Annotated in this window: 23 protein-coding genes and 1 pseudogene; 8 read left to right on the top strand and 16 right to left on the bottom strand. The window is 70.5% G+C overall.

Annotated elements, in window-relative coordinates; genetic code table 11:
• Nucleotides 1-191: 191 nt before the first annotated feature.
• The 3 genes from ACFV9O_RS10215 to ACFV9O_RS10205 form a co-directional block, all read right to left on the bottom strand.
• A complete protein-coding gene (locus tag ACFV9O_RS10215; RefSeq protein ID WP_385414878.1) occupies nt 192-665 on the bottom strand; it encodes a MarR family winged helix-turn-helix transcriptional regulator in 474 nt (157 codons plus the stop codon).
• 174 nt (nt 666-839) lie between these two features.
• The gene (locus ACFV9O_RS10210) at nt 840-1601 is read right to left on the bottom strand and encodes a PIG-L family deacetylase (RefSeq protein ID WP_385414876.1); all 762 of its coding nucleotides are present in this window, start codon (nt 1599-1601) and stop codon (nt 840-842) included.
• A gap of 282 nt (nt 1602-1883) precedes the next feature.
• Entirely contained in the window at nt 1884-2426 is a 543-nt protein-coding gene (locus ACFV9O_RS10205) for a hypothetical protein (RefSeq protein WP_385414873.1), read from the bottom strand.
• Between the two features lie 771 nt (nt 2427-3197).
• On the opposite strand from ACFV9O_RS10205, the gene ACFV9O_RS10200 reads away from it, so the two are divergent.
• Nucleotides 3198-4208 (top strand): questin oxidase family protein, encoded by a 1011-nt coding sequence (locus ACFV9O_RS10200; RefSeq protein ID WP_385414871.1) that lies wholly within the window; start codon nt 3198-3200, stop codon nt 4206-4208.
• A 104-nt stretch (nt 4209-4312) separates the two neighbouring features.
• Here ACFV9O_RS10200 and ACFV9O_RS10195 read toward each other — a convergent pair whose 3' ends face one another.
• Genes ACFV9O_RS10195 through ACFV9O_RS10185 form a run of 3 tightly spaced genes read right to left on the bottom strand, consistent with a single transcriptional unit; the run spans nt 4313 to nt 5712 of the window.
• A complete protein-coding gene (locus tag ACFV9O_RS10195) occupies nt 4313-4846 on the bottom strand; it encodes an MBL fold metallo-hydrolase (protein ID WP_385414869.1) in 534 nt (177 codons plus the stop codon).
• A 40-nt stretch (nt 4847-4886) separates the two neighbouring features.
• Complete coding sequence (locus ACFV9O_RS10190; protein ID WP_385414866.1) at nt 4887-5366, bottom strand: PaaI family thioesterase; 480 nt, start codon at nt 5364-5366, stop codon at nt 4887-4889.
• Nucleotides 5367-5397: 31 nt separating this feature from the next.
• A complete protein-coding gene (locus ACFV9O_RS10185) occupies nt 5398-5712 on the bottom strand; it encodes a LysE family transporter (RefSeq protein ID WP_385414864.1) in 315 nt (104 codons plus the stop codon).
• A gap of 75 nt (nt 5713-5787) precedes the next feature.
• On the opposite strand from ACFV9O_RS10185, the gene ACFV9O_RS10180 reads away from it, so the two are divergent.
• Nucleotides 5788-7404, top strand: coding sequence for an MFS transporter (locus ACFV9O_RS10180; RefSeq protein ID WP_385414862.1), 1617 nt, complete (start codon nt 5788-5790; stop codon nt 7402-7404).
• A 357-nt stretch (nt 7405-7761) separates the two neighbouring features.
• Here the strand turns inward: ACFV9O_RS10180 and ACFV9O_RS10175 are convergent, their stop codons facing one another.
• A complete protein-coding gene (locus tag ACFV9O_RS10175; RefSeq protein ID WP_385414861.1) occupies nt 7762-8217 on the bottom strand; it encodes a hypothetical protein in 456 nt (151 codons plus the stop codon).
• 385 nt (nt 8218-8602) lie between these two features.
• Nucleotides 8603-9181, bottom strand: a complete 579-nt coding sequence (locus ACFV9O_RS10170) for an ester cyclase (protein WP_385414859.1) — start codon at nt 9179-9181, stop codon at nt 8603-8605.
• A gap of 169 nt (nt 9182-9350) precedes the next feature.
• Between ACFV9O_RS10170 and ACFV9O_RS10165 the strand changes: the two genes are divergently transcribed.
• Nucleotides 9351-9962, top strand: a complete 612-nt coding sequence (locus tag ACFV9O_RS10165; RefSeq protein WP_385414857.1) for a TetR/AcrR family transcriptional regulator — start codon at nt 9351-9353, stop codon at nt 9960-9962.
• Nucleotides 9963-10091: 129 nt separating this feature from the next.
• Here ACFV9O_RS10165 and ACFV9O_RS10160 read toward each other — a convergent pair whose 3' ends face one another.
• Together ACFV9O_RS10160 and ACFV9O_RS10155 are read right to left on the bottom strand one after the other, a co-directional pair.
• Nucleotides 10092-10640, bottom strand: a complete 549-nt coding sequence (locus ACFV9O_RS10160; RefSeq protein ID WP_385414854.1) for a hypothetical protein — start codon at nt 10638-10640, stop codon at nt 10092-10094.
• A gap of 191 nt (nt 10641-10831) precedes the next feature.
• Complete coding sequence (locus ACFV9O_RS10155; RefSeq protein ID WP_385414851.1) at nt 10832-11587, bottom strand: GNAT family N-acetyltransferase; 756 nt, start codon at nt 11585-11587, stop codon at nt 10832-10834.
• 251 nt (nt 11588-11838) lie between these two features.
• On the opposite strand from ACFV9O_RS10155, the gene ACFV9O_RS10150 reads away from it, so the two are divergent.
• Nucleotides 11839-11988 (top strand): hypothetical protein, encoded by a 150-nt coding sequence (locus tag ACFV9O_RS10150; protein ID WP_385414849.1) that lies wholly within the window; start codon nt 11839-11841, stop codon nt 11986-11988.
• Between the two features lie 120 nt (nt 11989-12108).
• On the top strand, nt 12109-13686 hold the full coding sequence (locus tag ACFV9O_RS10145; RefSeq protein WP_385414846.1) for an alpha/beta hydrolase: 1578 nt from the start codon (nt 12109-12111) through the stop codon (nt 13684-13686).
• A 190-nt stretch (nt 13687-13876) separates the two neighbouring features.
• Here the strand turns inward: ACFV9O_RS10145 and ACFV9O_RS10140 are convergent, their stop codons facing one another.
• A complete protein-coding gene (locus tag ACFV9O_RS10140; protein WP_385414995.1) occupies nt 13877-14860 on the bottom strand; it encodes a LacI family DNA-binding transcriptional regulator in 984 nt (327 codons plus the stop codon).
• A 247-nt stretch (nt 14861-15107) separates the two neighbouring features.
• On the opposite strand from ACFV9O_RS10140, the pseudogene ACFV9O_RS10135 reads away from it, so the two are divergent.
• The 3 genes and pseudogenes from ACFV9O_RS10135 to ACFV9O_RS10125 form a co-directional block, all read left to right on the top strand.
• A pseudogene (locus ACFV9O_RS10135) lies at nt 15108-15548 on the top strand (3D-(3,5/4)-trihydroxycyclohexane-1,2-dione acylhydrolase (decyclizing)); the annotation flags it as partial.
• A gap of 295 nt (nt 15549-15843) precedes the next feature.
• The gene (locus ACFV9O_RS10130; RefSeq protein ID WP_385414843.1) at nt 15844-16785 is read left to right on the top strand and encodes a TIM barrel protein; all 942 of its coding nucleotides are present in this window, start codon (nt 15844-15846) and stop codon (nt 16783-16785) included.
• 37 nt (nt 16786-16822) lie between these two features.
• Nucleotides 16823-17830: a Gfo/Idh/MocA family oxidoreductase gene (locus tag ACFV9O_RS10125; RefSeq protein ID WP_385414840.1), complete on the top strand. Its 1008-nt coding sequence runs from the start codon at nt 16823-16825 to the stop codon at nt 17828-17830.
• A 24-nt stretch (nt 17831-17854) separates the two neighbouring features.
• On the opposite strand, the gene ACFV9O_RS10120 is transcribed toward ACFV9O_RS10125, so the two are convergent.
• The 5 genes from ACFV9O_RS10120 to ACFV9O_RS10100 form a co-directional block, all read right to left on the bottom strand.
• A complete protein-coding gene (locus ACFV9O_RS10120) occupies nt 17855-19798 on the bottom strand; it encodes an alkaline phosphatase family protein (protein WP_385414837.1) in 1944 nt (647 codons plus the stop codon).
• 167 nt (nt 19799-19965) lie between these two features.
• Complete coding sequence (locus ACFV9O_RS10115) at nt 19966-21234, bottom strand: alpha-L-fucosidase (protein ID WP_385414835.1); 1269 nt, start codon at nt 21232-21234, stop codon at nt 19966-19968.
• A gap of 18 nt (nt 21235-21252) precedes the next feature.
• Nucleotides 21253-24327 (bottom strand): glycoside hydrolase family 2 TIM barrel-domain containing protein, encoded by a 3075-nt coding sequence (locus tag ACFV9O_RS10110; RefSeq protein ID WP_385414832.1) that lies wholly within the window; start codon nt 24325-24327, stop codon nt 21253-21255.
• Nucleotides 24327-25178, bottom strand: coding sequence for a carbohydrate ABC transporter permease (locus tag ACFV9O_RS10105; protein WP_385414830.1), 852 nt, complete (start codon nt 25176-25178; stop codon nt 24327-24329). Before ACFV9O_RS10105 ends, ACFV9O_RS10110 begins: the two co-directional genes overlap by 1 nt.
• 9 nt (nt 25179-25187) lie before the next feature.
• Entirely contained in the window at nt 25188-26162 is a 975-nt protein-coding gene (locus tag ACFV9O_RS10100; RefSeq protein ID WP_385414827.1) for a carbohydrate ABC transporter permease, read from the bottom strand.

Below are 26162 nucleotides of genomic sequence, written 5' to 3'. Positions count from 1 at the left end.
GAAGCCGAAACCGGCGGCCGGGAGACGGGTTGCCCGGCCGCCGGAGCCGCGCCCAGCCGCCGCCATCCAGGTCATTCGCGCCGACTGCCGGCACCCGCGGACGGCCGATGCGACACCCCACGGACAGCCAACCTCATCGAGGCGGTCATCGTGGAAGACATGCGTGACGGGCTACGAGCCGTCCGCGTTCATTACTCGGAGCAGGCGGACTCGCCAGGAGACGTGCGAACCCGGGCCAGGAGAGTGCGCAGCGCCGCAATCTCCTCGGGAGCCAGGTCGGCGAACAGTTCCTGCTCCACATCGGACACGGCCTCCTGAGTCTTGGCCAGGATGCTGCTGCCCTCGTCCGTGATGGCGACGATGTGGCGACGCCGGTCGGACGGGTCGCGGCGACGTTCCACGAGATGAGCGGATTCCAGCTCGTTCAGAATCCCGACCATGATGCTGGGGTCCACCTCGAGCGCCGCCGCGAGGGCCTGCTGGGCCATGTGTCCGGACTTGCCCAGGAGCATCAGCGTCGTGCCCTGCCTGGGCCCCAGTCCGCAGGACACGAAGGCGTGATGGACGCGGTTGTTCGCGATGGCCCCATGCCGGGCCAGCAGGAATCCCAGCCGGTCCAAGGGGTCGCTCTCCACGACACCGGCCACGCTCTCATCAGCTACCACGGCCGCATGGTATCAGGGAGATAACCATCACCCGACGATGATCCTTGAGTAGTACGCATGGTCCACTGCGCTCAACCGCTATGCGGCTCCCGGCGCCGTGGACGACGTAGTAACGGCGCGTGGCACCACGCGAGGACGAGATCGAGATCCATCCCACCACCAGGGGAGCGCGGTTCAGGAGGTCAGTTCCGTTTGGGCAGCCGCCGTGGAGACGGGGTCGTGGCGGATGTACCACTCAGTGGACAACAGTCTCTCCTGGTCGGTCGGCGGGAGGCCGGCAATCCGGCCCGGTAGGGCTCCCCGCTCCACTTCGGTGCGGTGGGCCAGCACAGCGCCGACCTTCTTCTCGAGCCATGGGGCGACATCCACAGTCGCGGTGATCCACTCGTCCGGGACGCTGTACATCGCGCTGCCTTCCCGGACCAGGAGTCCGCCCAGTACCCGAGCAGCCGATTCCGGATGCGTGGCCAGGTAGAGGGAGCTCGGCTGCCAGGGGGCGCCGGCATCCGGGTAGAGCTGGTCCAACCCGGCGGCCTGGACTGCGAGCATGGTCACCCTGTGGGCGTGGACATGGTCCGGATGGCCGGTCAGCCCGCCGTAGGCGTCATGGGTGACGACGATGTCCGGGCGGAACTCCCGGATGTGCATGACCAGCCGCCCCACCGACTCATCGAGCGACGCATCGCAGAACCGGACACTGCCCGGGGCCGACTGTGGTGCACGAGCATCGGCGTAGCCGAGCATCCGCGGCTTGCCGGCGCCGAGGATGTGGAGCGCCTCGGCCAGCTCTGCCGCGCGCTGACTGTCCTCTGCCCATGTCGCCGTGACGACCGCGGTTCGAGCTCCTGCGGCCGCGTGGCGTGCGAGTACCCCGCCCGCCGACAGGGACTCGTCGTCCGGGTGTGCGAAAACCGCGAGGAGGCTCGGTAGGGGCATTGCCGGGTCACCTTCCAGTGCAGGGAAGCCGGATCATGGGCCGGTGCAGGCTACTCCTCGTCATCGACGCCCTCGGAGCGCCCGGGTCGCAACCGGGACTCCCTGTACCTCACCTACTCACACCCGTTGACAGGCCATGGCAGTCCCCGCACGCTCGGAGCCCTGAAATTCCCCACCCCCTGCTCGTGGTTTCCCGAGACTCGCTCACCACCACGCGCCGCCCCGGGGCTACCGCACAGCGAAGCCCACCACTGGCGCAGTGGCGGGGTCCCGGGCCACGGCTCACCTGGCGGGTGTCAGGCCTCGCTTGGCGGCGGAGGCTACGTGGTGGCGGGTCACCCGGGCGCACTCATGCCAGAACGGTATGGCCGTCAGGTACGCGCCGAGTGCGGAGAGGATGCCGAGGGAGACATCCACGCTGAGGCGCCCTTGCTTGGCCCAGTAGACGTCTTGCAGATCGAGGAGCAGGGCGAATTCGTCGGCGATGAGGGCGGTTCCTGCGCCGTAGGCGGTGGCGACGCCGGGGTGGCCGACGGCGCGTTCGTCGCCGCGTACGGCGATGAGCCCGATGCCGGCGAGGGTGCCGATACCGATGTTGTAGTGGTGCAGGTGCTTGCCGCCGGCGGAGATGTTCCCCCAGGGCAGCCATCCACCGCGAATGCCGTGGGTGATGATCCGCACGGTTCCCCACGTGACGCCGAAGGCGATCCACGTCACGATCAGTGATCTTTTCGTGGGGGTGAGGTGCTGGTCCGCCGACTCCCGCAAGCGTGCGATGAGGCGCGACCGGGGCCGCTTCACCTGCTGGAAGGTGTCACTCACCATGGGAATGACCACCCGGGTTCGGCGCCACGATGTCAGTGTTCTGCTCCACGGCCCCGCCGATCGGAGTGAGTGAATCCGTTGCGGCCGGAGAAGGGTGAACGGCCTTGGCGAGGGCGTCCATGCAGCCGCGGCAGTAGTCCTCGCGATCGCACGAACCGTCTGGGGCCGGCGCTGCCTTGTCGCTCAGTATCCGAGCGCACAAGGCGTTGCCGTCGCGGTCAAGGGCATGCCACAGGAGTCCGCTGCCGGCCTCCGTCGCTACGTGTTCGGCGCACATGTTGTACATCGGCCACCTCCACTCGAACGCCGTTACGGTCCAGCTCAAAGCGAAGCCCACGTCGTTCAAGACGGCCACTCAAACGCTCCGAACGGGTGATTTACGAGGCCGAGGAGGTCCGGGCCTCCTACTGCGAGGCGACTTCACCCCAGCGGTGGCCCAGTCGTCACCCTCACGGCGGATGGTGCGGTGTGTCCTGTGACCACGAGTCCTGGTTCCTGGTCCTCCAGCGAAGCGCAGCCGATTCCTCGAACGGGCACCGGCCCGCACGACTGCGCAGGCCGCCTCCGCGCCCGGCGTATCGACGCCTGGTCTGCCGCCTCCGGTACCGAGCCCCGGACATGGCACGGCGTTCCCAAGTCTCCACTGGGACCAGTCGTCACGTTCGGCATGACGGCGGGTGTGCCGGGCGCCGGTTCGACGACCGGACCTAGGTCCGGTCCTAGGCCTTCAGCCTGTTACGCCGCCGTGGCGCCTCGCCTACCGTCCTCGCCATGGATACGACGGGCATTCTCGACGAGGCGCTCCAGCGACTGCACAGTTCAGGCCCGGAGCGGCTTGGACGGCTCACCAATCACGCACCGATGGCCGTCGAGGCCCTCGCCGCGCGTGGTCAGGCCAACTCGGTGCACCGGTGGCTCGACCGGTATGCACGCAAGCTCGAGGAGTTCCCGTCCGGGGTGGAGCCGGTCACGGAGGCCAACTGGCGTTTCGCTCTTGGCGATTCGCGCCGCGCTGCGGACTGGATCGGCTACTTCGGCCGCGAGATCGCCGAGCGCCCCTGGCGCGACGTGCTCACCGAGTGGTGGCCCCGTCTCCTGCCCGGCATGTACGGCGGCTCGACGCACCCGGTGATCCGGGTGGGCCACGCCGTGCGCACTCTTCTGGTCAGCGAGAGCACCGAGCCGCGTCTGGACGAACTCGCCCACGGCCTCGGCTACTGGGCCGCCCGCTACCACCCCGTCACGGACCTCGCGCCGCTGCCCGGCGCCGACAGCGCAGCCGCCGCCCTCGACGCGGTGACGCCGATCCCCGAACGGGACGGCGGCTTCGCCGCCCGGCTCGGCCGCGTCACGGGCCTGCCGGTGTGGGCCGACGCGATCACGGACCCCGACGAGGCGCACCACTGCCTCACCGAACTGGTGCGGGCCGCCACCCACCGATACGCCACTCACGGCCACGGCGAGGAGACGATGCTGGTCCACGCGGCCACGGCCCCCAATGCCGTGCTGCGCACCCTGCCCGCGCTTCCGCATGCCCTGTGGGTACCGAGCCTGCGGGCCGCCTGGACGGCATCTGCGGCGGTGACCGCGATGTACGCACCCGACGCCCTGGTGACGTACACCCCACCGGGAACCTTCACCCCCGAAGAGGTCTTCGAACGGGCCCTGGCGCATGGCGACGAACACGTCATCAAGCTGACCGACACGGCCCTCGACATCGGCGACGAACGTGCACTGGCGGCGGCTCTGCGCTCCGTCGAGCTGAGCGAACCGCTGTTCTAGCCACGGGCATGCAATGTCACGCCCGCGACTTGTGGCGATGCGAGGGTGACGGCTGCCTGGTAGAAGACGGCGGTCTTCTCACTCGCACGATTCATGGCGGCATATCACCCAACCACGTTGAGGGAGGCGAGCGCGGTGGCGGCCGCGTCGAGCCCCTCGAGGGCGAGGTTCACCCAGCCGGCGTCGTAGTCCGACAGCGCGTCCCCGACCACGAGGAGCCGCTCGTCCGGCTGCCACAGCCCCAGGTGCCCGGGCATGTGCCCGGGCGTGCGGACGACCTCCCACTCGGCGTCCCCGAGCCGGAGGACCTGCCCGTCGTCGAGCGGCGTGTCGACCGTGTACGGGGCGGCCGGCTGATCCAGGTTCTCGGCCGCGCAGCTGCCGGGGTCCCGGCGGATGATGGCCTCGGCTTCCGGGGCTCCGGCCGCGACGGCAGCGCCGCTCCCCTGGAGGATGGCGTTGCCGCCGACGTGGTCGGAGTGCCAGTGGGTGTTCACGACCAGCCCGATCTCACCGGCGTGCGCGCGGGCCCAGGCGGACGTCTCCTCGGTGTGGCCGACGAACCCGCTGTCGACCGGGGCCGCCGACGGCCGTGCAACAGGAGCGAGTTGGCGTCCGGGAAGGGCCGCTGCCACCATGTCGTCCAGGACGGCAGCGACGGCGCATGGGGCTGCGGGCTCACTGCTCGGGCCGGTTCACTCGGATCAGCGTCTGCTGCCCGTTGGCGACGAGCTTCCGATCGCCGTCGTCCTGGACGCCGAACACCTCCAGCTGGCACACGGTCAACGTGCGGCTGGACTTCAGAACGGTCCCGACCGCCGCGATGTGGTCACCAGTGGCCGGCGCGAGGAGGTTGATCTTGTACTCGACGGTAAGCACATCTGCACCCTCGGGGAACAGCGTGTAGGCGGCGTAGCCGCCGGCGCTGTCCGCGATGGCGCTGGTGGCGCCGGCGTGGAAGTAGCCGTGCTGCTGGGTCACTTCGGGCCGGCTCGGGAGCACGATGTGCACGCGGCCGGGCCCGATGTGGGTTATCCGTGCACCGAGGTGGGCCATCAGCCCCTGGCGGTCGAAGCTCGCCTGGATGCGCTTCTGAACCTCGGGGCTCGCCTGCTCCTGCTGCGTGTGGTCTTCCACGTGCTCTCCTTCGACGGACATCACGGTCTGTGAACGGGGTGGGGCGGATTCGTCAGCCGGCCAGGCGTTCCACCAGCAGGAACCCGCCGATGACGATCATCATGGCACCGGAGACGCGGGGGACGGCCCGGGCCGCCGAGGGCCGGGTCTTCAGGACGGTGCGGGCGAGAACGCCGACGGCGAGGTAGACGAGGGCGCAGGCCGTCATGTGGAGCGTGCCGAGCAGCCCGGTCTGCGCGGCATCGGGCCGGCCGCCCGCGGGATCGATGAACTGCGGGAACAGCGAGATACACAGCCAGACCGTTTCATGCCCCACGAAGAAGATCGAGCCCGGACCGAAGCTGCCCCCGCGCTTGACGAAAGACATAGAGGCCCCCCGCCAACCGGCTGATCTCCCGGCGGGTCGAGGAGTCGTCCTCCGGGCCGCTGGGACGATGCCTCTATGACACGCAGGTCAGGCTCTCCTGAGGGTTCGGCATCGGCGCGACTCGTCCTGCCGACACTCGCAGCCGGGCAGTTCCTGATGGCGCTCGACAGCTCGGTCATGAACGTCTCGATCGCAACGGTCGCCGACGACGTGGGCACATCGGTGACGGGGATCCAGGGCGCGATCACGGCATACACCCTCGTGATGGCGATGTTCATGATCCCTGGCGGCAAGGTCGGCGCGATGATCGGCCGCAAGCGCGCGTTCATGATCGGCTGTGGCATCTACGGCTGCGGATCCCTGACGACTGCGCTCGCCCCGAACCTGCCTGTGCTCCTGCTCGGCTGGTCGTTCCTCGAGGGGATCGGGGCGGCGCTCATCCTGCCCGCGATCGTGTCGCTCGTCGCCGGCAACTTCGCCACGGAACGCCGTCCTGCCGCGTACGGACTCGTTGCGGCCGCAGGGGCCGTGGCGATCGCGGTCGGGCCGCTCGTCGGGGGTATCGCGACGACGTACTTCTCCTGGCGCTGGGTGTTCGCCGGTGAGGTCGTGATCGTGCTCGGCATTCTGGTGCTGGCTCGGCGCGTCGCCGGTGCGCCGAGCCACGAACGCCCGCGCATCGACCTCCTCGGCGCCGTGCTCTCCGCCCTCGGACTCGGGATCTTCGTCTACGGCGTACTGCGCTCGGACGAATGGGGCTGGTTCCATCCGAAGCCCGAAGCACCCTCCTGGCTCGGGATCTCCCTGGTCGTCTGGCTGATGCTGGCGGGGCTGCTCCTGATCTGGCTCTTCCTCCGCTGGGAGGCCCGACTCGTGGAGCAGCGCAGGGAACCGCTCGTGGACCCGGCGATGCTGCAGAACAAGCAGCTCACCGGCGGCCTGACGATGTTCTTCTTCCAGTACCTCGTGCAGATGGGCGTGTTCTTCGTCGTACCGCTGTACCTGTCGGTCGCCCTCGGTCTGTCGGCGCTCGCGACCGGTGCCCGCCTCCTGCCGCTCTCGCTGACACTGCTGGCGGCCGCGATCCTGATCCCGCGGTTCTTCCCGGACGTCTCGCCGCGGCGTGTGGTGCGGCTGGGGGTCCTGGCGTTGCTCGCGGGCGCGGTGGCCCTGATGGCCGCGCTCGATGCAGGTGCGGGCGCGGAAATCGTCACCGTCCCCCTCCTGCTGATCGGCCTCGGCATGGGCGCGCTGGCGTCCCAGCTCGGGTCGGTCACCGTGTCGGCGGTGGCGGAAGAACAGAGCGCGGAAGTCGGCGGCGTCCAGAACGCCGTCACCAACCTCGGCGCCTCGATCGGAACGGCACTCGCCGGTTCGATCCTGATCGCCGCACTCACGTCGTCGTTCCTGACCAGCGTCGAGGAGAACCCGGCGATCCCGGCCACCGTCAAGAGCCAGGCGACCGTCCAACTCCAGAGCGGCGTGCCCTTCCTGTCGGACGCGCAGCTCACGTCGGCTCTCGACGAAGCGGGCACGAGCACGGAGGTGACTCGGGCCGCGCTCGACGCGAACGCCGAAGCACGGCTCGACGGCCTGCGCGCCTCACTCGCGATCCTCGCTCTCACCGCGCTTCTCGCGATGTTCTTCACCCATCGGATCCCGACGGTCCAGCCCAGCTCGACGAAGTCCTAGCGGCGGACGGCTTTGCTGTCGGGCGGCGGATCCGATACGGATCACACCCGCATCGCCGCACCGGGGAGCAGCCAGGAGTGCCGGCGATGCCCTTACGACCGTGGAGTGGGTGCGGGGCACCTCGGCGACAGGACAAGGGACGTGGTGGATCACTCGCCTGCGTCACCGGGCCCAGGCGGTGTCCGACGGTGGCGAGGCGGCCGACGGCAACAAGCCCTGCCCGGGCCGGGGCCACCGGCGGGCGATGGGCGGGCGGCCCCCTGCTGCACGCGATCGAGGCACGCAGAGCGCTGTTGATCCAGGCGCGGCCCGTCAGCGCCGCGCCGTCCCTCGGTCCTGGGCGTGCTGTGGAGAAGGTCAGTGCAGGAGATGGAGCGTCAGAACGCCGCCTGACTGAGCAATGCGGCCGATGTGAGCGTAGCCGCGGACAGTGGCGTACGCACCGGTGCCTCCGGTGATGGCGACGTCGAAGTCGCTGGGCGGGGTGCCAACAGCAGTGGTCTTCAGGTGCTGCCAGGTCAGCTGCCCTCGGGGAAGGCTGAACGTGCCCGTGCAATGGGTGGTTTGTGCCGCCACGCGGGTGCACACCGCACCCTCGGTTCCATAGCTGGCTCCCCTGCGAGCGAGGTTCGCCGTGACGATGATCTGATCGCCGATCCCGACTCCGGGCGTCCCATTGTCGACCAATGTGGTTCCCGTGCCCGTCGACGTCAGTCGAACGACTTCGGTGCGCTCTCTGATCTCGTCCCAGTCCAGGGAGTACGAGTCATGGGAGGCAGAGGCAGAGCCCGCGAGAGCTGCCAGCGAGGCCACCGTAGCTGCCACCACACCCCACTTTGAAACGGAAAGCATGTTTCCTCACCTAATAACGATGGTTTCTCAGGGTGCGCGCCAGAATTATCAACATGTGACGCTATGTCAAACATCCCACGCATCAAAACCTTCCGCATTCATCCATCCGGCAGCCTCTCGCCCCCGGGATCGCGGTTCGCCGCCGCGCGTGCAGTCGGTCTCGAAGGGCGCCTGGGCCTCTGCGACCGCCGCTTCCAGCCGGTCGGCCGCCCTGGCCGGTAGACACACCGTGACCGTCATCCCCACCTTGGGGCCATCGCATCACTCGCGCCATCACCAACGAGGGCGTTTCCCGCTCCAGCACTTCGCCCCGGAAGTACGCCGGGCTGGGCGCGGCATCCTCGGCTCAGCGGCTCTCGCGCAACTCGCCTAGCACCTGAGCGGCCGCCTCGGTCGCCTGCTTCGTGACCTGGGCGGCTGCACGGGCAGCTCGCCCCGTCACCCGCCAGGCGAGCATGCGCAGGGCCGTGGCCGGGGCCGGGGGAAAGACGCCGAGCTGGCCGAGCATGGTGATGTCGTCACGGACCGCCTCGTGTCCCACCACCTTGCCGTCACGCAGATCGAGGACGTGGATCTGTTCGAAGTCGATCTCACGCCCGGTGGGGGGTATGGCCTGGTCAAGTGCGCCATTGCGGAACCGGACGAAGGGGCCGGTATGGCGGCCTTGCATGCGCAGCCGCACCCAGACCTGGTCGTCGTTGCGGGCGATACCGAGGATGGGAAAGCGCAGGTCGACGAAGGCAGACCGCATCCATGCACCCGAGGCGAGGACCCCTGCCGGGCCCGGGGTGGCACAGGCCGTGGGCGATACGGCCGCTTCGCGGTTATGGAAGTCCTCGGCCACCACCGCGCTGGCCAGTTCCGGATCCCCGGTCTCGAGGATCCGGAAGAGCCCGTGGGCCAGGTCCGTGGTGTCCATTCCCATGGCGTCCGCGCCTTTCGCCTGCTGTGTCATCTGTGCTGTGACGTCGGTCGGTCCACTGGCCGAGGGCATCCTGCGTCCCGGGCCGGGCATGTCCGCCGCCCAAAAATTGAGGTTATAGGCAACCTAACGAATAGAGCAATGGTGTGATCGTGTTGCTTAGAATGGGGCCATGCCGTCCAAGCGCCCCTACGTCTCTCCGCTGCGCGAACAGGCCGCCGCGCAGACGCGCGCGCTGATCCTCGAGCGGGCCACCGAACTGTTCGCCGAGCGCGGCTACGGGCGGGTGACCGTCGCGGACATCGCCTCGGCCGCCGGTGTCGCCTCGAAGACTGTCTTCGCCAGCGTCGGGAGCAAGGGCGACATCCTGGACCGGATCGTCGACCAGGGCGTCGTCGACTCCGGCTCCGAGAAGGCCATGCGGCACATACTCTCCCTGCACACACCCCAGGCGGTCCTCGAAGCGCTGGCTCACGGCACGCGAATCGGCAACGAGGGGCAGTTCACGGTGCACGAGGCGATCCGCAAGGCACTGCCCGTCCACGAGAACGGCGAGGCGCTGTGGGAGCGCGCCACCACGGCCTACCGGGACGCACTCCACGCCGCGGCCCGCCATCTGCACACCCTGACTCCACGCCCTCCGTACACCGTCGAGGAGACGGCCGACCTGCTGTGGTTCTGGTTCGGCCCAACCGGCTGGCGCACCCTCGTGGTGGAGAACGGCTGGCCGTGGGACCGCGCCGAGGATCTCCTCCAACGGACGGCAGTCGCCACACTCTGCTGACGTCGGCCGCCACATCGCAGCCGTCGAAGGGGCCCAGCAGGGCACTGGGGCGAGATCCTCGCCCTCGGCCAGGCCGACGTCAGGGTCACCGCCGAGCAGCGTGCCCCGTGCCCCGGCCGGGAAGCCTCATCATCTGCGGGTCGCACGGGCGACATGCCTTCCAGGCTTCGCATCCTGCGTACGGGATGCCTGGCGGAGCAGACCACGGATGCCGACCGCCGGCGTCCACACCAGAATGGGAAACGCCGCGACCCGCTCCATGCCGCCCATGCCGAGCCCGAAGTAGCGCTGGGAAGCCGTGAGCGCCGTGACTCCCAGCAGGCTGGTCACCCAGCGCAGCGGGCCCGGAAACTCGTCCGCCAGGCCGACCCCCGCCGGCAGAAGGCCGATGTTGCCGGTTCCCATGATGAGCAGGGCGCCCAGGACGTGCTGATTCTCGTGGACGTCCGCGGGCGCCGGCCCGGCCGGCACGAATCCCACACCGGCACCCGCGAGCAGACACCGGGTCACGGTCGCGGCCGCGCCTCTGCGCCACGCGGCACCGGTCAGGGCGGTGCCGACGACGAGCAGCGCTCCCAGGTCGACGAACGAGGCGTTCATGAGGTGGTGTTCGGGCGAGCAGATGTACCGCGGCTCGGGTTCCAACTGCATGGCGCAGGCCTCAGGCACTCCGGCCATCCCCCGGAACGGGATGGGGCGGACCTTGCCTACGGCCGCGCCTCAGGACCCACGGAATTGCCGGCAGAGCCAGATCCAGGGAGCACCATCAGTGGAGCTCCGGCCGGGCTCTGTCGGCCGCGCTGAGGCCGTGAATTACCGCCCAGGAGGCGGGCCATGACGACCGCAGGGGGGCCGGGACGCGGTGCCGGTCAGTTCGCCACCGACGCCGCTACCGTCTGCGCACCGGCGCGCCTCCCGCCGACGTCACCGTGCGGGGAGCAGGCAAGGTCTTCGGCCCCACCCAGAACAGCGGGCGACGCGCCGGCAGCGAGGCGCAGCTCGATCGTGGCGCGGACAGCAGGCCACTCGTCGTCCAGGATCGAGTAGAACGCGGTACTGCGGACGGCGCCGTCCAGCCCGCGTGAGTGGGCCCGGCGGATGCCCTCGCAGGTGGCGCCGAGCCGCTCGATGGCAGCGCGCGAGCGCAGATTGCGGGCGTCGGCGCGGAAGGAGATCCGGCGCACGCCCCAGGTCTCGAAAGCGTGGCGCAGCATCAGCAGTTTCGCCTCGGTGTTCACCCCGGTGCCCTGGGCGCTGCGGGCGAGCCAGGTGTTGCCGATCTCGGCGGCGTCGGGCACGACGGTGGCCGGATCGCCGTACGGGACGCCCGGGACGGCGGGCCACACCAGTGGGCCCTGCCAGTAGTCCAGCTCCAGGAACCGTGTGGAGCCGACCACCCGGCCGTCCGCGGCGCCGACCACCGCGAAGGGCAGTGATCGACCCGCCGCCTGCTCGGCGAGGGCGGAATCGACATAGCTCAGGGCCGCTTCCAGGCCGTGGGGGACGAGCGTGAACGCGGCGGTCGCGCGGTCCTCGGCCCCGGCCTCGGCCAAAGCCTCGGCGTGGTGAACGGTGAGCGGCTCCAGCCGCGTCTTGCGGCCGGCGAGAACGACGGGTGTGGGCACGGGGCTTTCGGTCCTTCGTGAATCGGGTGCTGCCCGCCACCGCGTCCCGGCGCGTTGGCGGTGATACAGCATGCGGCCGAGACATGGCTCGACGAGGAACAGAAAGGCAAACGAAAGCAGACAGATCAGGGAACCGAACTGATACGCCAGGCCACGTCGACGGGCACGAGGCGGCCGCGACGTCTGCCGCCCGGCCCCGGCACCGCCTCGGGTGTCACCTGGCATGCGGTGAGGCGTGTCCAGCAGCGGACGTGATCCTCGGAGCGGAGCTGCTCGATGCCGAACTCGCCCCATGCAGCGACTGGAGCAACCGCGCTCAGCCGCCCGAGGAACTCAATCGGTACACGCTCGTCTGGTGGGCACTCAGCTCGATGCGGCGACGGGCGGAGTTGCACCGCTGAGCGGTACTTGGCACACCGGTTATGGGTTCGGTAAAGAACATCAGTACGGCCTGTTCCGCGCTGCCCTGCCCGCGAAAGGATCCCCCGGTACAACTCCACAACATCAGGGGGAGGTTCTACGTGAGACGCACAGCAGTGCTCGGCTCGGCCGGCACTCTGGTCGCGGGCACCCTCATAGCGGGTGCCATGGCGGCTCCGGCGGCCAATGCCGAAAGCCGCAGCCACGGGTGGTCCGAAGCACACGGTGTCCAGGTCGCGGCGGAACGGGCGGCCGAAAAGGGCATCGACTGGACGGACTGCCCGGAGGACTGGGGGCTCGCCAAGCCCATCCAGTGCGGCTTCGTGAGCGTTCCGCTGGACTACGCGCGGCCGAACGGCAAGCAGATCAAGATCGCTGTGGACCGTATCGGCAACACCGGGACCAAGGAGGAGCGTCAGGGCGCCCTGATCTACAACCCGGGCGGCCCCGGCGCTTCCGGACTGCGCTTCCCGGCCCGGGTCACCAACAAGAACCCGCTGTGGGCCAAGACCGCGAAGGCGTACGACTTCGTGGGCTTCGACCCACGCGGCGTCGGCCACTCGACCCCCATCTCCTGCATAGACCCGCAGGAGTTCGTCAAGGCGCCGAAGCTCGACCCGGTGCCCGGCAGCGAGGCCGACAAGCTGGCGCAGCGCAAGCTCGCCGCCGAGTACGCGGACGGGTGCGCCGAGCGCAGCGGCTGGATGCTGCCGCACATGACCACGCCGAACTCCGCGCGCGACCTGGACGTCATCCGGGCCGCCCTCGGCGAGAAGAAGCTCAACTTCCTGGGCGTCTCCTACGGCACCTACCTCGGTGCGGTCTATGCGACCCTCTTCCCCGGCCATGTCCGGCGCATGATCGTCGACAGCGTGGTCAACCCCTCGCGCGAGAAGATCTGGTACCAGGCGAACCTCGACCAGGACGTCGCGTTCCAGATGCGCTGGGACGACTGGAAGGCGTGGGTCGCCAAGAACGACGCCACCTTCCACATCGGCGACACCCCGGAGAGGGTCGAGCAGCAATGGGACAAGCTGCGGGCCACCGCGAAGACGAACCCGCTCGGCGGGGTCGTCGGCCCGGCCGAGCTCATCGGCTTCTTCCAGAGCGCCCCGTACTACGACTCCGCCTGGGTGCCCGTCGCCCAGACCTGGAGCAAGTACCTCGCCGGTGACACGCAGGCACTCGTCGACGCCGCCGCGCCCGACCTGTCCGACACCGCGGGCAACATCTCCGCGGAGAACGGCAACGCCGTCTACACGGCCGTCGAGTGCGCCGACGCCAAGTGGCCCACCAGCTGGAAGAAGTGGGACCGGGACAACACCCGGCTGCACAAGGACCACCCGTTCATGACCTGGGCCAACGCCTGGATGAACCTGCCGTGTGCGACCTGGTCCTCGAAGCAGCACACCCCGGTGGAGGTGCGGACCGGCAAGGGTCTGCCGCCTGTGCTCATCGTGCAGTCCACCCGTGACGCCGCCACTCCCTTCGAGGGCGCCGTCGAGCTGCACCAGCGGCTCAAGGGCTCGCGGCTGATCACCGAGAAGGACGCCGGCTCGCACGGTGTGACCGGACTGGTCAACCCGTGCATCAACGAGCGGGTGGATTCCTACCTGCTCAGCGGCACGCTGGACAGCCGCGATGTGACGTGCGCCCCGCACGCCACGCCCAAGCCGTAAGGAACACAGGGCTGAGTGAGGGGCGGTCGGCTGCGGCCGCCCCTTCTTCATGCCCGCAGCCCGCACATGCGCACCGATGTACCGGCGTTTCGTACCGGCCTTCGTGCCGCCACATGCCACATGTCGCATAGCGCATGCCGCATGCCGCGGATAGGGCGGATGCGGTGCATTACGGCCCCGTACGCCACCGTCACCCCGGCGGCGGCCCCGTCGTCCCGCGCACCACCAGCCGCGGTTCCAGCACCAGTTCGCGCGGCGACGCCGACGCGTCCTCCAGTCGCTCCACCGCGAAGCGCACCGCCTGCGCGGCCTGGGCGGCGGCGTCCTGGCGGACCGTGGTCAGGTCGATGTGCGACAGATGGGAGAGGTGGCTGTCGTCGAAGCCCGCGACCGAGATGTCCCCCGGCACCTCCAGCCCCGCGCCGGCGAGGCTGTGCAGCAGGCCGACGGCGCAGCGGTCGTTGGCCGCGAGGACCGCGGTGGGTCGGACCTCCTCCTTGGCCAGCAGCCGCCCGGCGGCGATGCCCGCCTCCTCGGTGTGCGCGCCGGGGATGACCCGGATCTCGTCGGCCAGGCCGTGCCGGCGCATCGCGGCGCGGTACGCGCGGCGGCGCTCCGCGGAGCCGGCGCCCCGGCCGCCGTCGATGTGGGCGATACGGCGATGGCCGAGGGCGACGAAGTGGTCGATGACCTGGCGTACGCCCTTGCCCTCCGCCGTACGGACACTGTCCGCGCCGCTGCCCGGCGCGTCGGCGCCCACCACGACCAGGGCGGAGCTGCGCCGCGCCAGTTCGCCGAGGAAGGCGGCGTCCGACTCGGGCCCGAGCAGGATCAGCGCCTCGCAGCGGTGGCTGAGCAGCGCCTCGGCCGCCGTGCGCTCGTCGCGCCCGGGGGCGCGGGCCGACAGCAGCACGTCGTAGTCCAGGCGCTCCGCCTCCGGGTAGATCGCCTCGACCAGGTCGGCGTGGAAGGGGTGGTGCAGGGTCAGCAGCACGCCTATGGTGCGGCTGCGGCCGCGGGCCAGCAGCCGGGCGGCGCTGTCCGGCTGGTAGCCCAGCTCGTCGGCCGCCCGCAGGACGCGCTGCCGGGTCTGCTCGCTGGCGCCCGGCCGGTTGCGGAAGACCAGGGAGACCAGGGCGCGCGAGACGCCCGCCCGGGCAGCCACGTCCGCCATGGTGGGGCGCTTCTGGTCGCTTCCTGCCAACGCTCCGCTCCTGTCCTGTCTCGCTCCGCCCGTCGTCCTGCCGCACGGTCCCCGCGTCTGCTCCCGCGCGGGGGCGCGCTCCCCCCGTCCGGCCGCCGCCCGAACTCTTGACATCCCGGCGCGACGGGATCATGGTACTCGCATCTAGCGCGCTCTAGTAGCGCGCGACAGGAGGGATTCATGGCACTGGATGTGCTGACAATGGGGCGGTGCGGGCTTCTTCCGCCGACGGGTCCGGCACGTCGGCCGTCCGCAGCCCGAGCCCGACGCGCTGGGGCGGGCGGTGACGCTGCTCCGCCGGGCGCGGCGGCCGCTGATCGTCGCCGGAGGTGGTGCGGTGTACGCCGAGGCCTGGCCGCAGCTGCGGGAGTTCGCGTCGGCGACGGGTATTCCGGTGGCCGACACGCACGCCGGCAAGGGCGCGATTCCCTGGGACCATGAGTGCGCGGTGGGCGGGCTCGGCGTCACCGGCTCCAGCGCCGCCAACGCGCTGGCGGCCGAGGCGGATGTGGTGCTCGGCATCGGCACCCGCTACAGCGACTTCACCACCGCGAGCCGTACGGTCTTCGCCGATCCGCAGGTGCGGTTCATCAACCTCAACGTGGCGCGGCTGGACGCCGTGAAGCACTCGGCCGAGCCGCTGGTCGCCGACGCCCGGGCGAGGGCCTCCGACCGGACGACCGTCGTGCATGTCACCACCGACCACCTCAGCCCCGGCCCGCCGAGCTCCGCCTGGTGGGACGTGCCGGTGGCCGAGGTCGCGGAGCTCGACTCCACCCGGCAGGCGTACGCGTCCTACGAGGCCGCCGAGCGGCCGCCGCGGCCGTATCTGTGAACTCACCACGAGCGAACCGACCACCGGCGGACCCGCCGCGTTCACCCTTCCCCTTTCCCACCGCGCGCTGAGAGCCCCGAGAGCCGTGACATCCCCTGAGTCCGAGAGGCCGCACACCATGACAACGACACCCACCGCCCGTCTCTCCGCCGGCAACCTCTGCCTCGGGTCCGCCCCCGACTCCTGGGGAGTGTGGTTCGCCGAGGACGAGCGGCAGGTGCCGTACAGCCGCTTCCTCGACGAGTTGGCCGAGGCCGGCTACCGCTGGCTGGAACTCGGCCCGTTCGGCTACCTCCCGGTCGAGCCGGAGCGCCTGGCCGACGAGCTCGCCGCACGCGGCCTGCAGGTCTCCGGTGGCACCGTCTTCGGCGCCCTCCACCGGCCCGAGCAGTGGGACGACATGCTCGCCCACGTCCGCCGGGTGGCCGCGCTGACCGCCGCCGCCGGGGCGCACCACCTGGTCTTCATCCCGCCGCTGTACCGGGACGAGAAGACCGGCGCCTTCACCGAGCCGCCGGAGCTGGACGCCGCGCAGTGGGCCGCGGTGGGGAAGGCCGCGAACCGGCTCGGCCGGATCCTGCTCGACGAGTACGACGTACGTCTGGTCGTCCACCCGCACGCGGACAGCCATGTCCAGACCCAGCCGGAGATCGAGCGCTTCCTGAACGCCACCGACTCCCGCTACGCCAACCTGTGCCTCGACACCGGCCATGTCGCCTACGGCGGCGGCGACAACGTCGACCTGATCCACCGCTTCGGCGAGCGCATCGGCTACGTCCACATCAAGCAGATGGACCCGGCGATTCTGGCCCAGGTCGCCGCCGAGGGCCTGTCCTTCGGCGAGGCGGTCGAGCGCGGCGTCTGCGTCGAGCCACCGGCGGGGGTGCCGGACCCCGCGGACATCGTGGAGGCGCTGTCCGGGCTGGAGGCGGAGCTGTTCGTGATCGTGGAGCAGGATCTCTATCCCTGTGCGCCCGAGGTGCCGCTGCCCATCGCGGTGCGGACGCGCGAGTACCTGAACGGCGTCGGTCTGAGCGGCATTCGCCGCCCCGGGCACTGACCTCACCCACCAGCCGTACAAGGAGGACGCGCCCCACATGACGGTACGTATCGGAGTCATCGGCACCGGCGCCATCGGCCGGGAGCACATCGAGCGCATCACCGGGACCATCAGCGGCGCCGAGATCAGCGTCGTCACCGACATCGACGCCGCCCTCGCGGAGAAGGCAGCTGCCGAGGCCGGCGGCGCCCGCGTGGCCGCCGACGGGGCCGAGCTGATCGGCGCCGACGACGTGGACGCGGTCCTGGTCACCTCCTGGGGCCCCACCCACGCCGAGCACGTGCTGGGCGCCATCGCCGTCGGCAAGCCGGTGTTCTGCGAGAAGCCCCTGGCCACCACCACGGAGGACTGCCTGCGCATCATGGCCGCCGAACAGGCCCACGGCCGGCGGCTGGTGCAGGTCGGCTTCATGCGCCGCTACGACGCGGGCTACCGCGAGCTCAAGCGCATCATCGACGACGGCGGCATCGGCCACCCGCTGTTGATGCACTGCGCCCACCGCAACCGGGCAGTCCCGGAGGCGTACACCACGGACATGGCCGTCCTGGACTCCGGCGTTCACGAGATCGACGCGGCCCGCTGGCTGCTGTCCGACGAGATCGTCTCCACGCAGGTGGTGCTGCCCCGGTCCACCAGCCGACGCCATCCGCACCTGAACGACCCGCAGTTCTTCCTCTTCGAGACGGCCGGCGGGGTGCGGATCGACCTGGAGGTGTTCGTCAACTGCCAGTACGGCTACGACATCCAGTGCGAGACTGTGGGCGAGACGGGCCTGATCCGCCTCCCCGACCCGGCGCGCGTCCAGCTGCGCGGCAGCGCCCGCATCGGCACCGCGATCGACCAGGAGTGGGGCGACCGGTTCTCTGCCGCGTTCGACACGGAGATCCAGGCCTGGGTGGGCTCCGTCACCGCCGGCACGGCCACGGGCCCATCTGCCTGGGACGGCTACGCGGCCACGGCGGTGGCGACGGCGACGGTCGAGGCACAGCGCACGGGGGCGTTGGTGCCGGTGGAGATGGTGGAGAAGCCGGCGTTCTACGCGTGAGGGGAACGTGGTCGCGGCCCGCGATCAGCCCGGGACGCTTGGCTGCCCGTTCTCGATGTGCCCCATCAGCCGCCGGTGAAAGGCGGTATCGCCTTCGACCGTCACCACCAGGTCGTACCACCCGGCCGCGGCGGCCGCCGGATGGACGGCCTCCAGGCTCGCCCCCGGCGCCACCCGGAACCGCTGCACCGGGTCGTCCGCGTAGCCCTGCGGGCGGATGGTGAAGGTGAGCGCCTCCGGGGAGGAGTTGGTGAGCGTCAGCCCCACCTCGCGGGTGCCGGGGTCGACCGACGAGGAGACCTGTGCGCCGCCCTCCGCCGTACCGGCGAACTCGCGGCGGAAGCCGTTCGGACCGGTGACGGTGAAGCGGTAGCGGTCACCGACGGCGAACGTCCACCGGCCGGCCGCCTCGATGTCCTGATGCTGCGGAACGGCGAACTCACCGGCGTACGGATAGAGCGCGAAATGCACACTGCGCGATCCGGAGTTGCCCAGCACCACCTCCGCCCGCCCGTCCGCAACGACCGCGCACGCCTCCGGCCGGTACGGCAGTGGGCGCGCCTGACGCGTGCCGGGCGGTGCGTCCGGCGCCGCGGAGCCGACGGAGCCGACGGAACCGAAGTCGAACGCCGACGTGAGGTCCCCGGTCACCCGGCGGCGCCAGGCGGTGACGTTGGGGTCCTCGACGCCCGTCCACCGTTCCAGGAAGCGGTTGACCGACGTATGGTCGAAGAGCTCCGAGCACACATGGCCGCCCGCCGACCACGGCGAGACCACCAGCATCGGCACCCGCATCCCCAGACCGGTGGGCTGCCCCTGCCACCACTCGTCCTGCCCGTCGGGAGCCGGCACCGGCGGCGGGACGTGGTCGAAGAGGCCGTCGTTCTCGTCGTAGGTGAGGAGGAGGACCGTGTGCCGCCAGACCTCCGGGTGGGAGGCGAGGGCGTCCAGCAGCTCGTACACCGCCTGCGCCCCGGCCTGCGGGGAGGAGACGTTGGGGTGCTCGGACTTGTCCGCCGGGAACACGACGTACGACACCTCGGGAAGCCGGCCGTCGGCCACATCCGCCGCGAAGACCTCGGTCAGTGTCCCGGTCGGCAGCCGCCGCAGCCCCCGCTCGAAGAGGCTGTGCTCGCCCGGGTCCAGTGCGGCGACGCCCTCCTCCAGCAGGCCGAGCAGCCGCTGTCGCTCGGCCGGGCCCGCGGCCTGCCGTAGGGCGGCGTAGAAGGACTCCATGTACGTATGACCGCCGGTCTTGATCAGCGCCTTGCGGGCGACGGCCTTGAACGGGGCGAAGAACTCCACCTGGTTGTCGGTGTAGTTCTCCCACTCGGAGTACGTCCGCCAGCTGCGGCCCGCCCGCTGAAGCAGCTCCGCGTACGACGGCCACGCGTACCCGGGGTGGACGTCCTCGTCGTACGCGTCGTTGTCGACGGCGCGCCGGCCGTCCGGCTCGTGGGCGGAGACGCTGCTCCAGAGGTAGTTGCGGTTGGGGCTGGTGGAGCTGTGGATGGAGGCGTGGTACGCGTCGCAGACGGTGAAGGCGTCGGCGAGCGCGAAGTGCAGCGGGATGTCGGCGCGGTCGAGATACGCCATCGTGGCCGGGGTCTTCGCCGGGACCCAGCGGTCCATCCAGCCGCCGTGCCAGGCCTCCTGGGCGGTCTGCCAGCCGTGGTCCAGGTCGTGGAAGGTGTCCAGGTCCGCGGAGCCCGCGGCGGCCCGCGCGAGGAACGGACGTATGATCCGCTCCCCAGCGGGCTGCGCGAACACCGGGGCGCCGGACGGCAGCTCGATCGCGTTGCGGTCCGCGAAGCCGCGCACGCCCGGCAGGGTGCCGAAGTAGTGGTCGAAGGAACGGTTCTCCTGCATCAGGATCACCACGTGCTTCACCGCGTCCAGCCCGCCCGGCGCAGGCTCCTGCCTCAGCACCCTGCGCAGGGACGGCGGCAGCGGATCTCGGGCGTTCAAGGGGAGGTCCTCCTTCGGCTCTTCGGGCTGCAGGTGTTACGGTCGCCTGCCACGACGCCCGGTCCGCCCTTCAGGCTCACGCACCGCCCACAGCGTTGTCCGGATGTGGACCGCCCGCGGCGTTGTTGTGGTTCCGGGCGCCGTACGCGGGGCGGGCGCCGCGTGCCTCAGAAGCGCCCGGCGCCCCGGTACAGGTCCAGCTCACCGTCCAGTTCGACGGCGAGCACGGTCGCGTGCTCATCGAGGTCCGCGGCCGCAGGGGCCTCGATCCACAGCACGCCGGGGACCTCGTGGAGGCCGCCGATCACCCGGTGGCCGAGCTCGGTGCCGGTGCCGAGCACGCTGACCCGGCGGACCGGGGTGCGCAGACCCCGTACGCCGATCGGGCCGCGGGGGATGTCGAACACCGTCAGATAGAGGGTGCGGCGGTCGGCGGAAAGGGTGCTGGGACCGTAGTGGTGGCCTGCGGGCAGGCCCCGGGACGTGCCGTGGACGGCATCGGCGTGCCGGGAGATCCAGGCGCCCATGCCCTCCAGTCGCTCGACCTGTTCCGCCGGGATGGTGCCGTCCTCCTTCGGCCCCACGGACAGCAGGAGGTTCCCGCCGCCGCCGATGGTCTCCGCGAAGTGGCGGATCAACTGTCCCGTCGACTTGTAGTTGTGGTCGTGGTGCTGGTAGCCCCATGAGTCGTTGAAGGTCAGGCACAGCTCCCACGGCCCGGCCGGCGGCTCGATCGGCACACCCTGCTCGGGGGTGGCGTAGTCGCCCTCGCTCAGCATCCGCGCGTTGAGTACGCACCGCGGGACCTCGGACCGGATCAGCTCGGCGAGCTCAGGGATCCGCCACTGCTGCTCGGTGCGCTCCCACTCGCCGTCGAACCACAGCAGGTCGGGCCGGAAGCGGGTGACCAGCTCGCGCACCTGCCCGTCCCGGTAGGCGAGATAGCGCGCCCAGGCCGCCAGGTCCTCCTCTTCCTTCGGCACCTCGGCGTAGGGGTTGTTCTCCCGCTCGGGCGGCCGGCCCTCGTAGCGGGTGGAGGCATAGTCGGGATGGTTCCAGTCGTTGTGCGCGTAGTAGAGGCCGACCTTGAGCCCGCGCTCCCGGATCGCGTCCACGTACGGGCCGACCAGGTCGCGGCCGGCCGGGGTGTGCCGGACGACGTTCAGGTCGCCCTCGGCGGTGTCCCAGAGGGAGACGCCGTCGTGGTGGCGCGAGGTGAGCACCGCGTAGCGGGCGCCGGCCCGGGCGAAGAGGTCCGCCCACGCCCGCGGGTCGTAGTGCTTCGCGGTGAAGCCGTCGAGCTGTGCCATGTACTGCTCGTGGGGCACGTCGCCCTCGAAGAACGACCAGGACTCCTGGACGCCGTCGACGGCGTAGATGCCCCAGTGGATGAAGATGCCGAACTTGGCGTCGGGGAACCAGGGCTGCATGGCCATGGCGTGGCGCTCCGGTGTCTAGTGGGCGGAAAGCGTCAGGGACCAGCGGTACGTGCCCGCGCCGACGCGGTACCGCGGCAGGGTGTCGGGCCCGCAGGAGGCGGTGCCGACGCCGCGGTGCGCGGCGTCGATGTGCACCACGCAGGTGTCGCGCGGGACCAGCTCGTCGTGGTGCGTGGCGGCGGCCAGGTCCGCGGCGCGGTACCGGCTGACGGAGACCTGGCGCGGGGTGTCGAGGCTGACGCGCAGCCGGCCGTCGAGGCCGAAGCGGCGCACCCCGTGCCGTCCGCCGCTCTCCTGCGGGCGCAGATACGGGGTGAACAGCTCGTCCACGGCCGCCTGGTGGTGCCCCACCGGCCCGCCCGCGCACCGGTCGGGGTAGGTCTCCCAGGGCCCCTGCCCGAACCAGTCGAGCCGGTCATGGCGGGCGGCCGTCTCGAAGACCGTGCCGACGCGCGGCACATCGTCCAGCCCCGCCGGCAGCTCGGCGGTCTCCTCGACGAGGATCCCGTCCCGCACCGGACGCAGCACCTGCAGGTGCCGCACCGGCCCCACGGGCGTGTCGTACTCCGCGCGTACGGTCACCCGGCCGGCGCCGTCCCGCTCGACCGACACCGGCCTGCGCACCAGTGTGTCGAGCCCCCAGGCCCGCCACCGTTCGCCGAGGCCGCCCAGCTCGTCGTTGTCGGTCGGCGCCCGCCACAGGGAGAGCACCGGCGGCGCGGACAGTGCCGGGTGGATGAGCAGCCCGCTGTCGTCGACCTCGATGGCGTGGGCCGGCAGCCCGCTGTCGTCGGCCTCCACGCCCCGGACCAGCAGCCCGCTGTCGTCGACCTCCACGCCCCGGACCAGCAGCCCGCCCACCGACCGCCCCTCGCCGCCGCCGGACCCGGCGAGCGGGCCCGCCCCACCGGCCCCGCGCAGCTGGACCCCCGGGGTGCAGATCTCGAAACCGGCCGGCGCCCACGCCTCTTCCGCCGCCGTGGTGACCCGCAGTGTCAGCCACGCCTCCCCCGAGGCGGAGCCCGGGCCGGAGCCGGACGGCAGCCCGGCGAGCAGCTCCGGCGGCAGCTGCAGGGGCGCACTGGCGCCCGGCGCGAGGTGCGGCAGCCGCAGCGGCACCGGCGCGAAGTTCTCGCCGATGCCGTCGACGGACAGCACCCACTCCGCCGCCAGCCAGGAAAGGTCACGGAAGTGCTGGCGGTTGTGGATCCGCAGGCCCTGCTCGTCGTACGTCAGCCGCACCGGGGCGGCGAGCTCCCGGTGCTCGTACATGACGGGCTTCGGTGTGCGGTCCGGGAAGACGACGCCGTCGGCGATGAAGGCGCCGTCGTTCGGCTTGTCGCCGAAGTCGCCGCCGTATGCCCACCGGTGCCCGGGCCCGGCGATCCCCCCGCCGTACATCCCGGCGCCCGCTGTCCCGGCCGGGCGGCCGGCTGCGGCTCCATCGATTCGCTGCAGGATGCCGTGGTCCCAGAACTCCCAGAGGAAACCGCCCTGCAGGCCCGGAGTGGACTCGATCGCCGCCCAGTAGTCGGCGAGGGTGCCATTGCTGTTGCCCATGGCGTGCGAGTACTCGCACAGGATGAGCGGCTTGGTCTGCTCGCCCGAGTTCGCATGCGCGGTGATCTCGTCGATGGAGGCGTACATCGGGCAGACGATGTCCGTGACGATTCCCTGCCGGGTCCAGCCGCGGTGCAGCGCACCCTCGTACTGGACGGGCCGGGTCGGGTCGTGGCGGCGCACCCAGCCGGCCGCGGCGTCGTGGTTGGCACCGTAGTCGGACTCGTTGCCCAGTGACCAGACGATGACCGACGGGTGGTTCTTGTCGCGCAGCACCATCCGCGAGACGCGGTCGGTGAACGCGGCGAGATAGCGCGGGTCGTCGGCGATCTCATGGGCGTGGTCGTGCGCCTCGATGTCGGCCTCGTCGACGACGTACAGGCCGAGCTCGTCGCACAGGTCGAGGAAGGCGGGGTCGTTCGGGTAGTGCGAGGTGCGCACCGCGTTGAACCCGAAGCGCTTCATGGTCACCAGATCGGCGCGCATGTCGTCGTCCGTCACCACCCGGCCGGTGAGCGGGTGGAAGTCGTGCCGGTTGACGCCGCGGATGTACACCCGCTCGCCGTTGACGAGCAGATCCCGGCCGCGGATCACCACATCGCGGAAGCCCACGCGGTGGTGGGAGGTGTCCACCACCGAGCCGTCCGCGCGGTGCAGCCGGACCGTGAAGCCGTACAGCTGCGGGGTCTCCGCGGACCACGGCCGTACATCCGGCACCACCGCGTGCAGCCGGGCCTCGCCGAGGAAGCCGGAGACACGGTGCTCGGCCGCGCACCAGGCGGCGTACTCCTCGTCCTGCCGCAGCTCACCGACGCCCTCCAGCGACCCGGTGACGTACCACCCCTCGGGCAGCGCGCCGGCCGCCGACCGCACCTGCACCTCGGCGCGCAGCCGCCCGTCCGTCGGCGCGGTGATCTTCACGTCCGCCACGTACAGCGGATCAGTCGCACAGAGGTACACGGATCGCGTGATCCCCCCGTGCCACCACTGATCCTGGTCCTCGATGTGCGAGGCGTCGGACCACTTGACCACCGTCAGCCGTACGGTCGTCCGCTCTCCCGGCCGTACGGCGTCGGTGATGTCGAACTCGCTCGCCAGATGCGAGTCCTTGCCCATGCCCACCGCCCGGCCTCCGGCCTCCGCGAGCAGCACGCTCTCGAAGGCCCCGACGTGCAGCACGATGCGCTTGCCCGCCCACTCCGCGGGGATCTCGGCCTCCCGCTCGTACACCCCGGTCGGATTGTCGGCCGGTGATGCCGGGGGGAAGTGCGGCCACGGCATCGTGAAGTTGGTGTAGTGCGGCAGGTCGTCGGTGCCCTGCATGGTCCAGCAGCCGGGCACCCGGGCCGTGCCCCACTGGTCGGCGAGCGGCTCGTCCGGTGCCGTCAGCAGCTGGAACCGCCAGTCGCCGTCGAGCGGGAGCCGGCCGGTGTCCGCGGCGGTACGGACTACCGCGTGCATCGGCAGCCGGCGCCAGGAAGTGAGCTCCGGCGACTCCCAGGGGCGGGCGGGCATGGGCGGGCGGCGCATCAGCGGATGGCTCCCTTGGCCAGGTCGGCGATGAAGTGGCGGGCCGCGAAGGCGAACACGATGAGCAGCGGGATCAGGGCCAGGAGGGCGCCGGCCATGACCATGCCGTAGTCCGTCATGCTGTGCACGCCGTTGAGCTGGGACAGCGCCACCTGGAGGGTGACGTTGTCCGGGTTGGTGAGGGCGATCAGGGGCCACGCGTAGTCGTTCCACTGACCCATGAAGGTGAAGATGCCGAGGAACGCCAGGCCCGGGCGGACCACGGGCAGCGCCACATGCCAGTACTGGCGGAGGAAGCTGCAGCCGTCGAGGCGGGAGGCGTCCATCAGCTCGTCGTGGATGGCGCCCTTCATGTACTGGCGCATCCAGAAGATGCCGAACGCGTTGGCCGCCGCGGGGACGATCAGCGCGGTGAGCGAGCCGATCCAGCCCAGCTTCGCCATGATCACGAACTGCGGGATGGCGGCCAGCTGGGCGGGCAGCATGAAGATGGCCATCATCAGCCCGAACAGCACCTTGCGCCCCGGGAAGTCGAACTTGGCGAAGACGAACGCCGCGAGCGAGTCGAAGAACAGCACCAGCACCGTGACGCTGACCGCGACGATCAGCGAGTTCAGCATCGAACCGAAGAAGTCGACGTTGGCGAAGAGGTTCTTGACGTTCTCCGCGAAGTGCGAGCCCGGCAGCAGCTTCGGAGGGTACGAGAAGATCTCGCTGGTCGTCCGGGTGGCCATGACGACGGCCAGGTAGAACGGGAACACCGACAGCACTACGCCCGCGATGAGCGCCGTGTGCAGGGAGACGCCGCGGGCCAGGGCGCCCTTGGTCTTGGGTATGAAGGTCTTGGGCACTGCGGCCACCTAGTCCCTTTCCCGGCGCTGGACCAGGCGCCAGTTGATGATGGCGAAGACGGCCACGATCAGGAAGATCGCCCAGGCGATGGCCGCTCCGTAGCCGAAGTCGTTGTTGTCGAAGGTCTGCTGGAAGAAGTAGAGGACCACCGTCTGGCCGGCGTGCTCCGGGCCGCCGGAGAACGTCGAGCCGCCGTTGTTGGCGCCGAGCAGCACCTGGGACTCGGAGAAGGACTGCAGACCGGTGATCGTGGACACCACCACCGTGAACAGGATGACCGGGCGCATCATCGGCACGGTGACCTTGAAGAAGGTCTTGACCGGCCCGGCTCCGTCGACCCGCGCGGCCTCGTACAGCTCGCCGGGGATGGTCTGCAGACCGGCGAGATAGATGATCGCGTTGTAGCCGGTCCACTGCCAGGTCATCAGCGCCGCGACGGCGACCTTGATCCCACACGGCTCGTTCAGCCAGGCGATCTCGCCGACCCCGATGACCTTGAGCGCGGCATTCATCAGGCCGAAGCTGGTGGAGAAGATGGAGCCGAAGATGATCGCGACGGCGACCACCGAGGTGACGGACGGCACGAAGTAGGCGAACCGGTAGACGCCCTTCAGCCGCACCGCCGAGTTCAGCATCACGGCACTGACCAGGGCGATGAAGAGCATCGGGAAGGTGCCCATGGCCCAGATCACCAGGGTGTTGCCCACCGCGTCCCAGAACTGGGTGTCGGTGAGCAGATAGCGGAACTGCGACAGTCCCGCGTACTCCATGTCGCCCACGCCGTCCCAGCGCTGGAAGGCCAGGAACAGCGAGAAGCCGACCGGGACCAGTCCGAAGCAGACGAAGAGGAGATAGAACGGCGAGATCGCGGCGTACAGCCGCCAGTGGCGCCGGATGCCGCCCTCCGGGCGGGACTTGGCAGCGGCGGCCGGCCGGGGCGCGGCCACGGCCGCTGCGGCCGGTGCGGTCTTCAGATCGGCCAT

The organism is Streptomyces sp. NPDC059909, from assembly GCF_042730885.1.
GTDB lineage: Bacteria > Actinomycetota > Actinomycetes > Streptomycetales > Streptomycetaceae > Streptomyces.
The sequence above is the reverse complement of the archived record's forward strand: the minus strand, read 5'-3'. Positions and strand labels throughout refer to the sequence as shown.

Bases quoted from the DNA above. Each gene is read 5' to 3' on its own strand.
- ACFV9O_RS10210 (WP_385414876.1), bottom strand. From the start codon at position 1,601: ATGCCCCTACCGAGCCTCCTCGCGGTTTTCGCACACCCGGACGACGAG.
- ACFV9O_RS10205 (WP_385414873.1), bottom strand. From the start codon at position 2,426: ATGGTGAGTGACACCTTCCAGCAGGTGAAGCGGCCCCGGTCGCGCCTC.
- ACFV9O_RS10200 (WP_385414871.1), top strand. From the start codon at position 3,198: ATGGATACGACGGGCATTCTCGACGAGGCGCTCCAGCGACTGCACAGT.
- ACFV9O_RS10195 (WP_385414869.1), bottom strand. From the start codon at position 4,846: ATGGTGGCAGCGGCCCTTCCCGGACGCCAACTCGCTCCTGTTGCACGG.
- ACFV9O_RS10190 (WP_385414866.1), bottom strand. From the start codon at position 5,366: ATGTCCGTCGAAGGAGAGCACGTGGAAGACCACACGCAGCAGGAGCAG.
- ACFV9O_RS10185 (WP_385414864.1), bottom strand. From the start codon at position 5,712: ATGTCTTTCGTCAAGCGCGGGGGCAGCTTCGGTCCGGGCTCGATCTTC.
- ACFV9O_RS10180 (WP_385414862.1), top strand. From the start codon at position 5,788: ATGACACGCAGGTCAGGCTCTCCTGAGGGTTCGGCATCGGCGCGACTC.
- ACFV9O_RS10170 (WP_385414859.1), bottom strand. From the start codon at position 9,181: ATGGGAATGGACACCACGGACCTGGCCCACGGGCTCTTCCGGATCCTC.
- ACFV9O_RS10165 (WP_385414857.1), top strand. From the start codon at position 9,351: ATGCCGTCCAAGCGCCCCTACGTCTCTCCGCTGCGCGAACAGGCCGCC.
- ACFV9O_RS10160 (WP_385414854.1), bottom strand. From the start codon at position 10,640: ATGGCCGGAGTGCCTGAGGCCTGCGCCATGCAGTTGGAACCCGAGCCG.
- ACFV9O_RS10140 (WP_385414995.1), bottom strand. From the start codon at position 14,860: ATGGCGGACGTGGCTGCCCGGGCGGGCGTCTCGCGCGCCCTGGTCTCC.
- ACFV9O_RS10130 (WP_385414843.1), top strand. From the start codon at position 15,844: ATGACAACGACACCCACCGCCCGTCTCTCCGCCGGCAACCTCTGCCTC.
- ACFV9O_RS10125 (WP_385414840.1), top strand. From the start codon at position 16,823: ATGACGGTACGTATCGGAGTCATCGGCACCGGCGCCATCGGCCGGGAG.
- ACFV9O_RS10115 (WP_385414835.1), bottom strand. From the start codon at position 21,234: ATGGCCATGCAGCCCTGGTTCCCCGACGCCAAGTTCGGCATCTTCATC.
- ACFV9O_RS10110 (WP_385414832.1), bottom strand. From the start codon at position 24,327: ATGCGCCGCCCGCCCATGCCCGCCCGCCCCTGGGAGTCGCCGGAGCTC.
- ACFV9O_RS10100 (WP_385414827.1), bottom strand. From the start codon at position 26,162: ATGGCCGATCTGAAGACCGCACCGGCCGCAGCGGCCGTGGCCGCGCCC.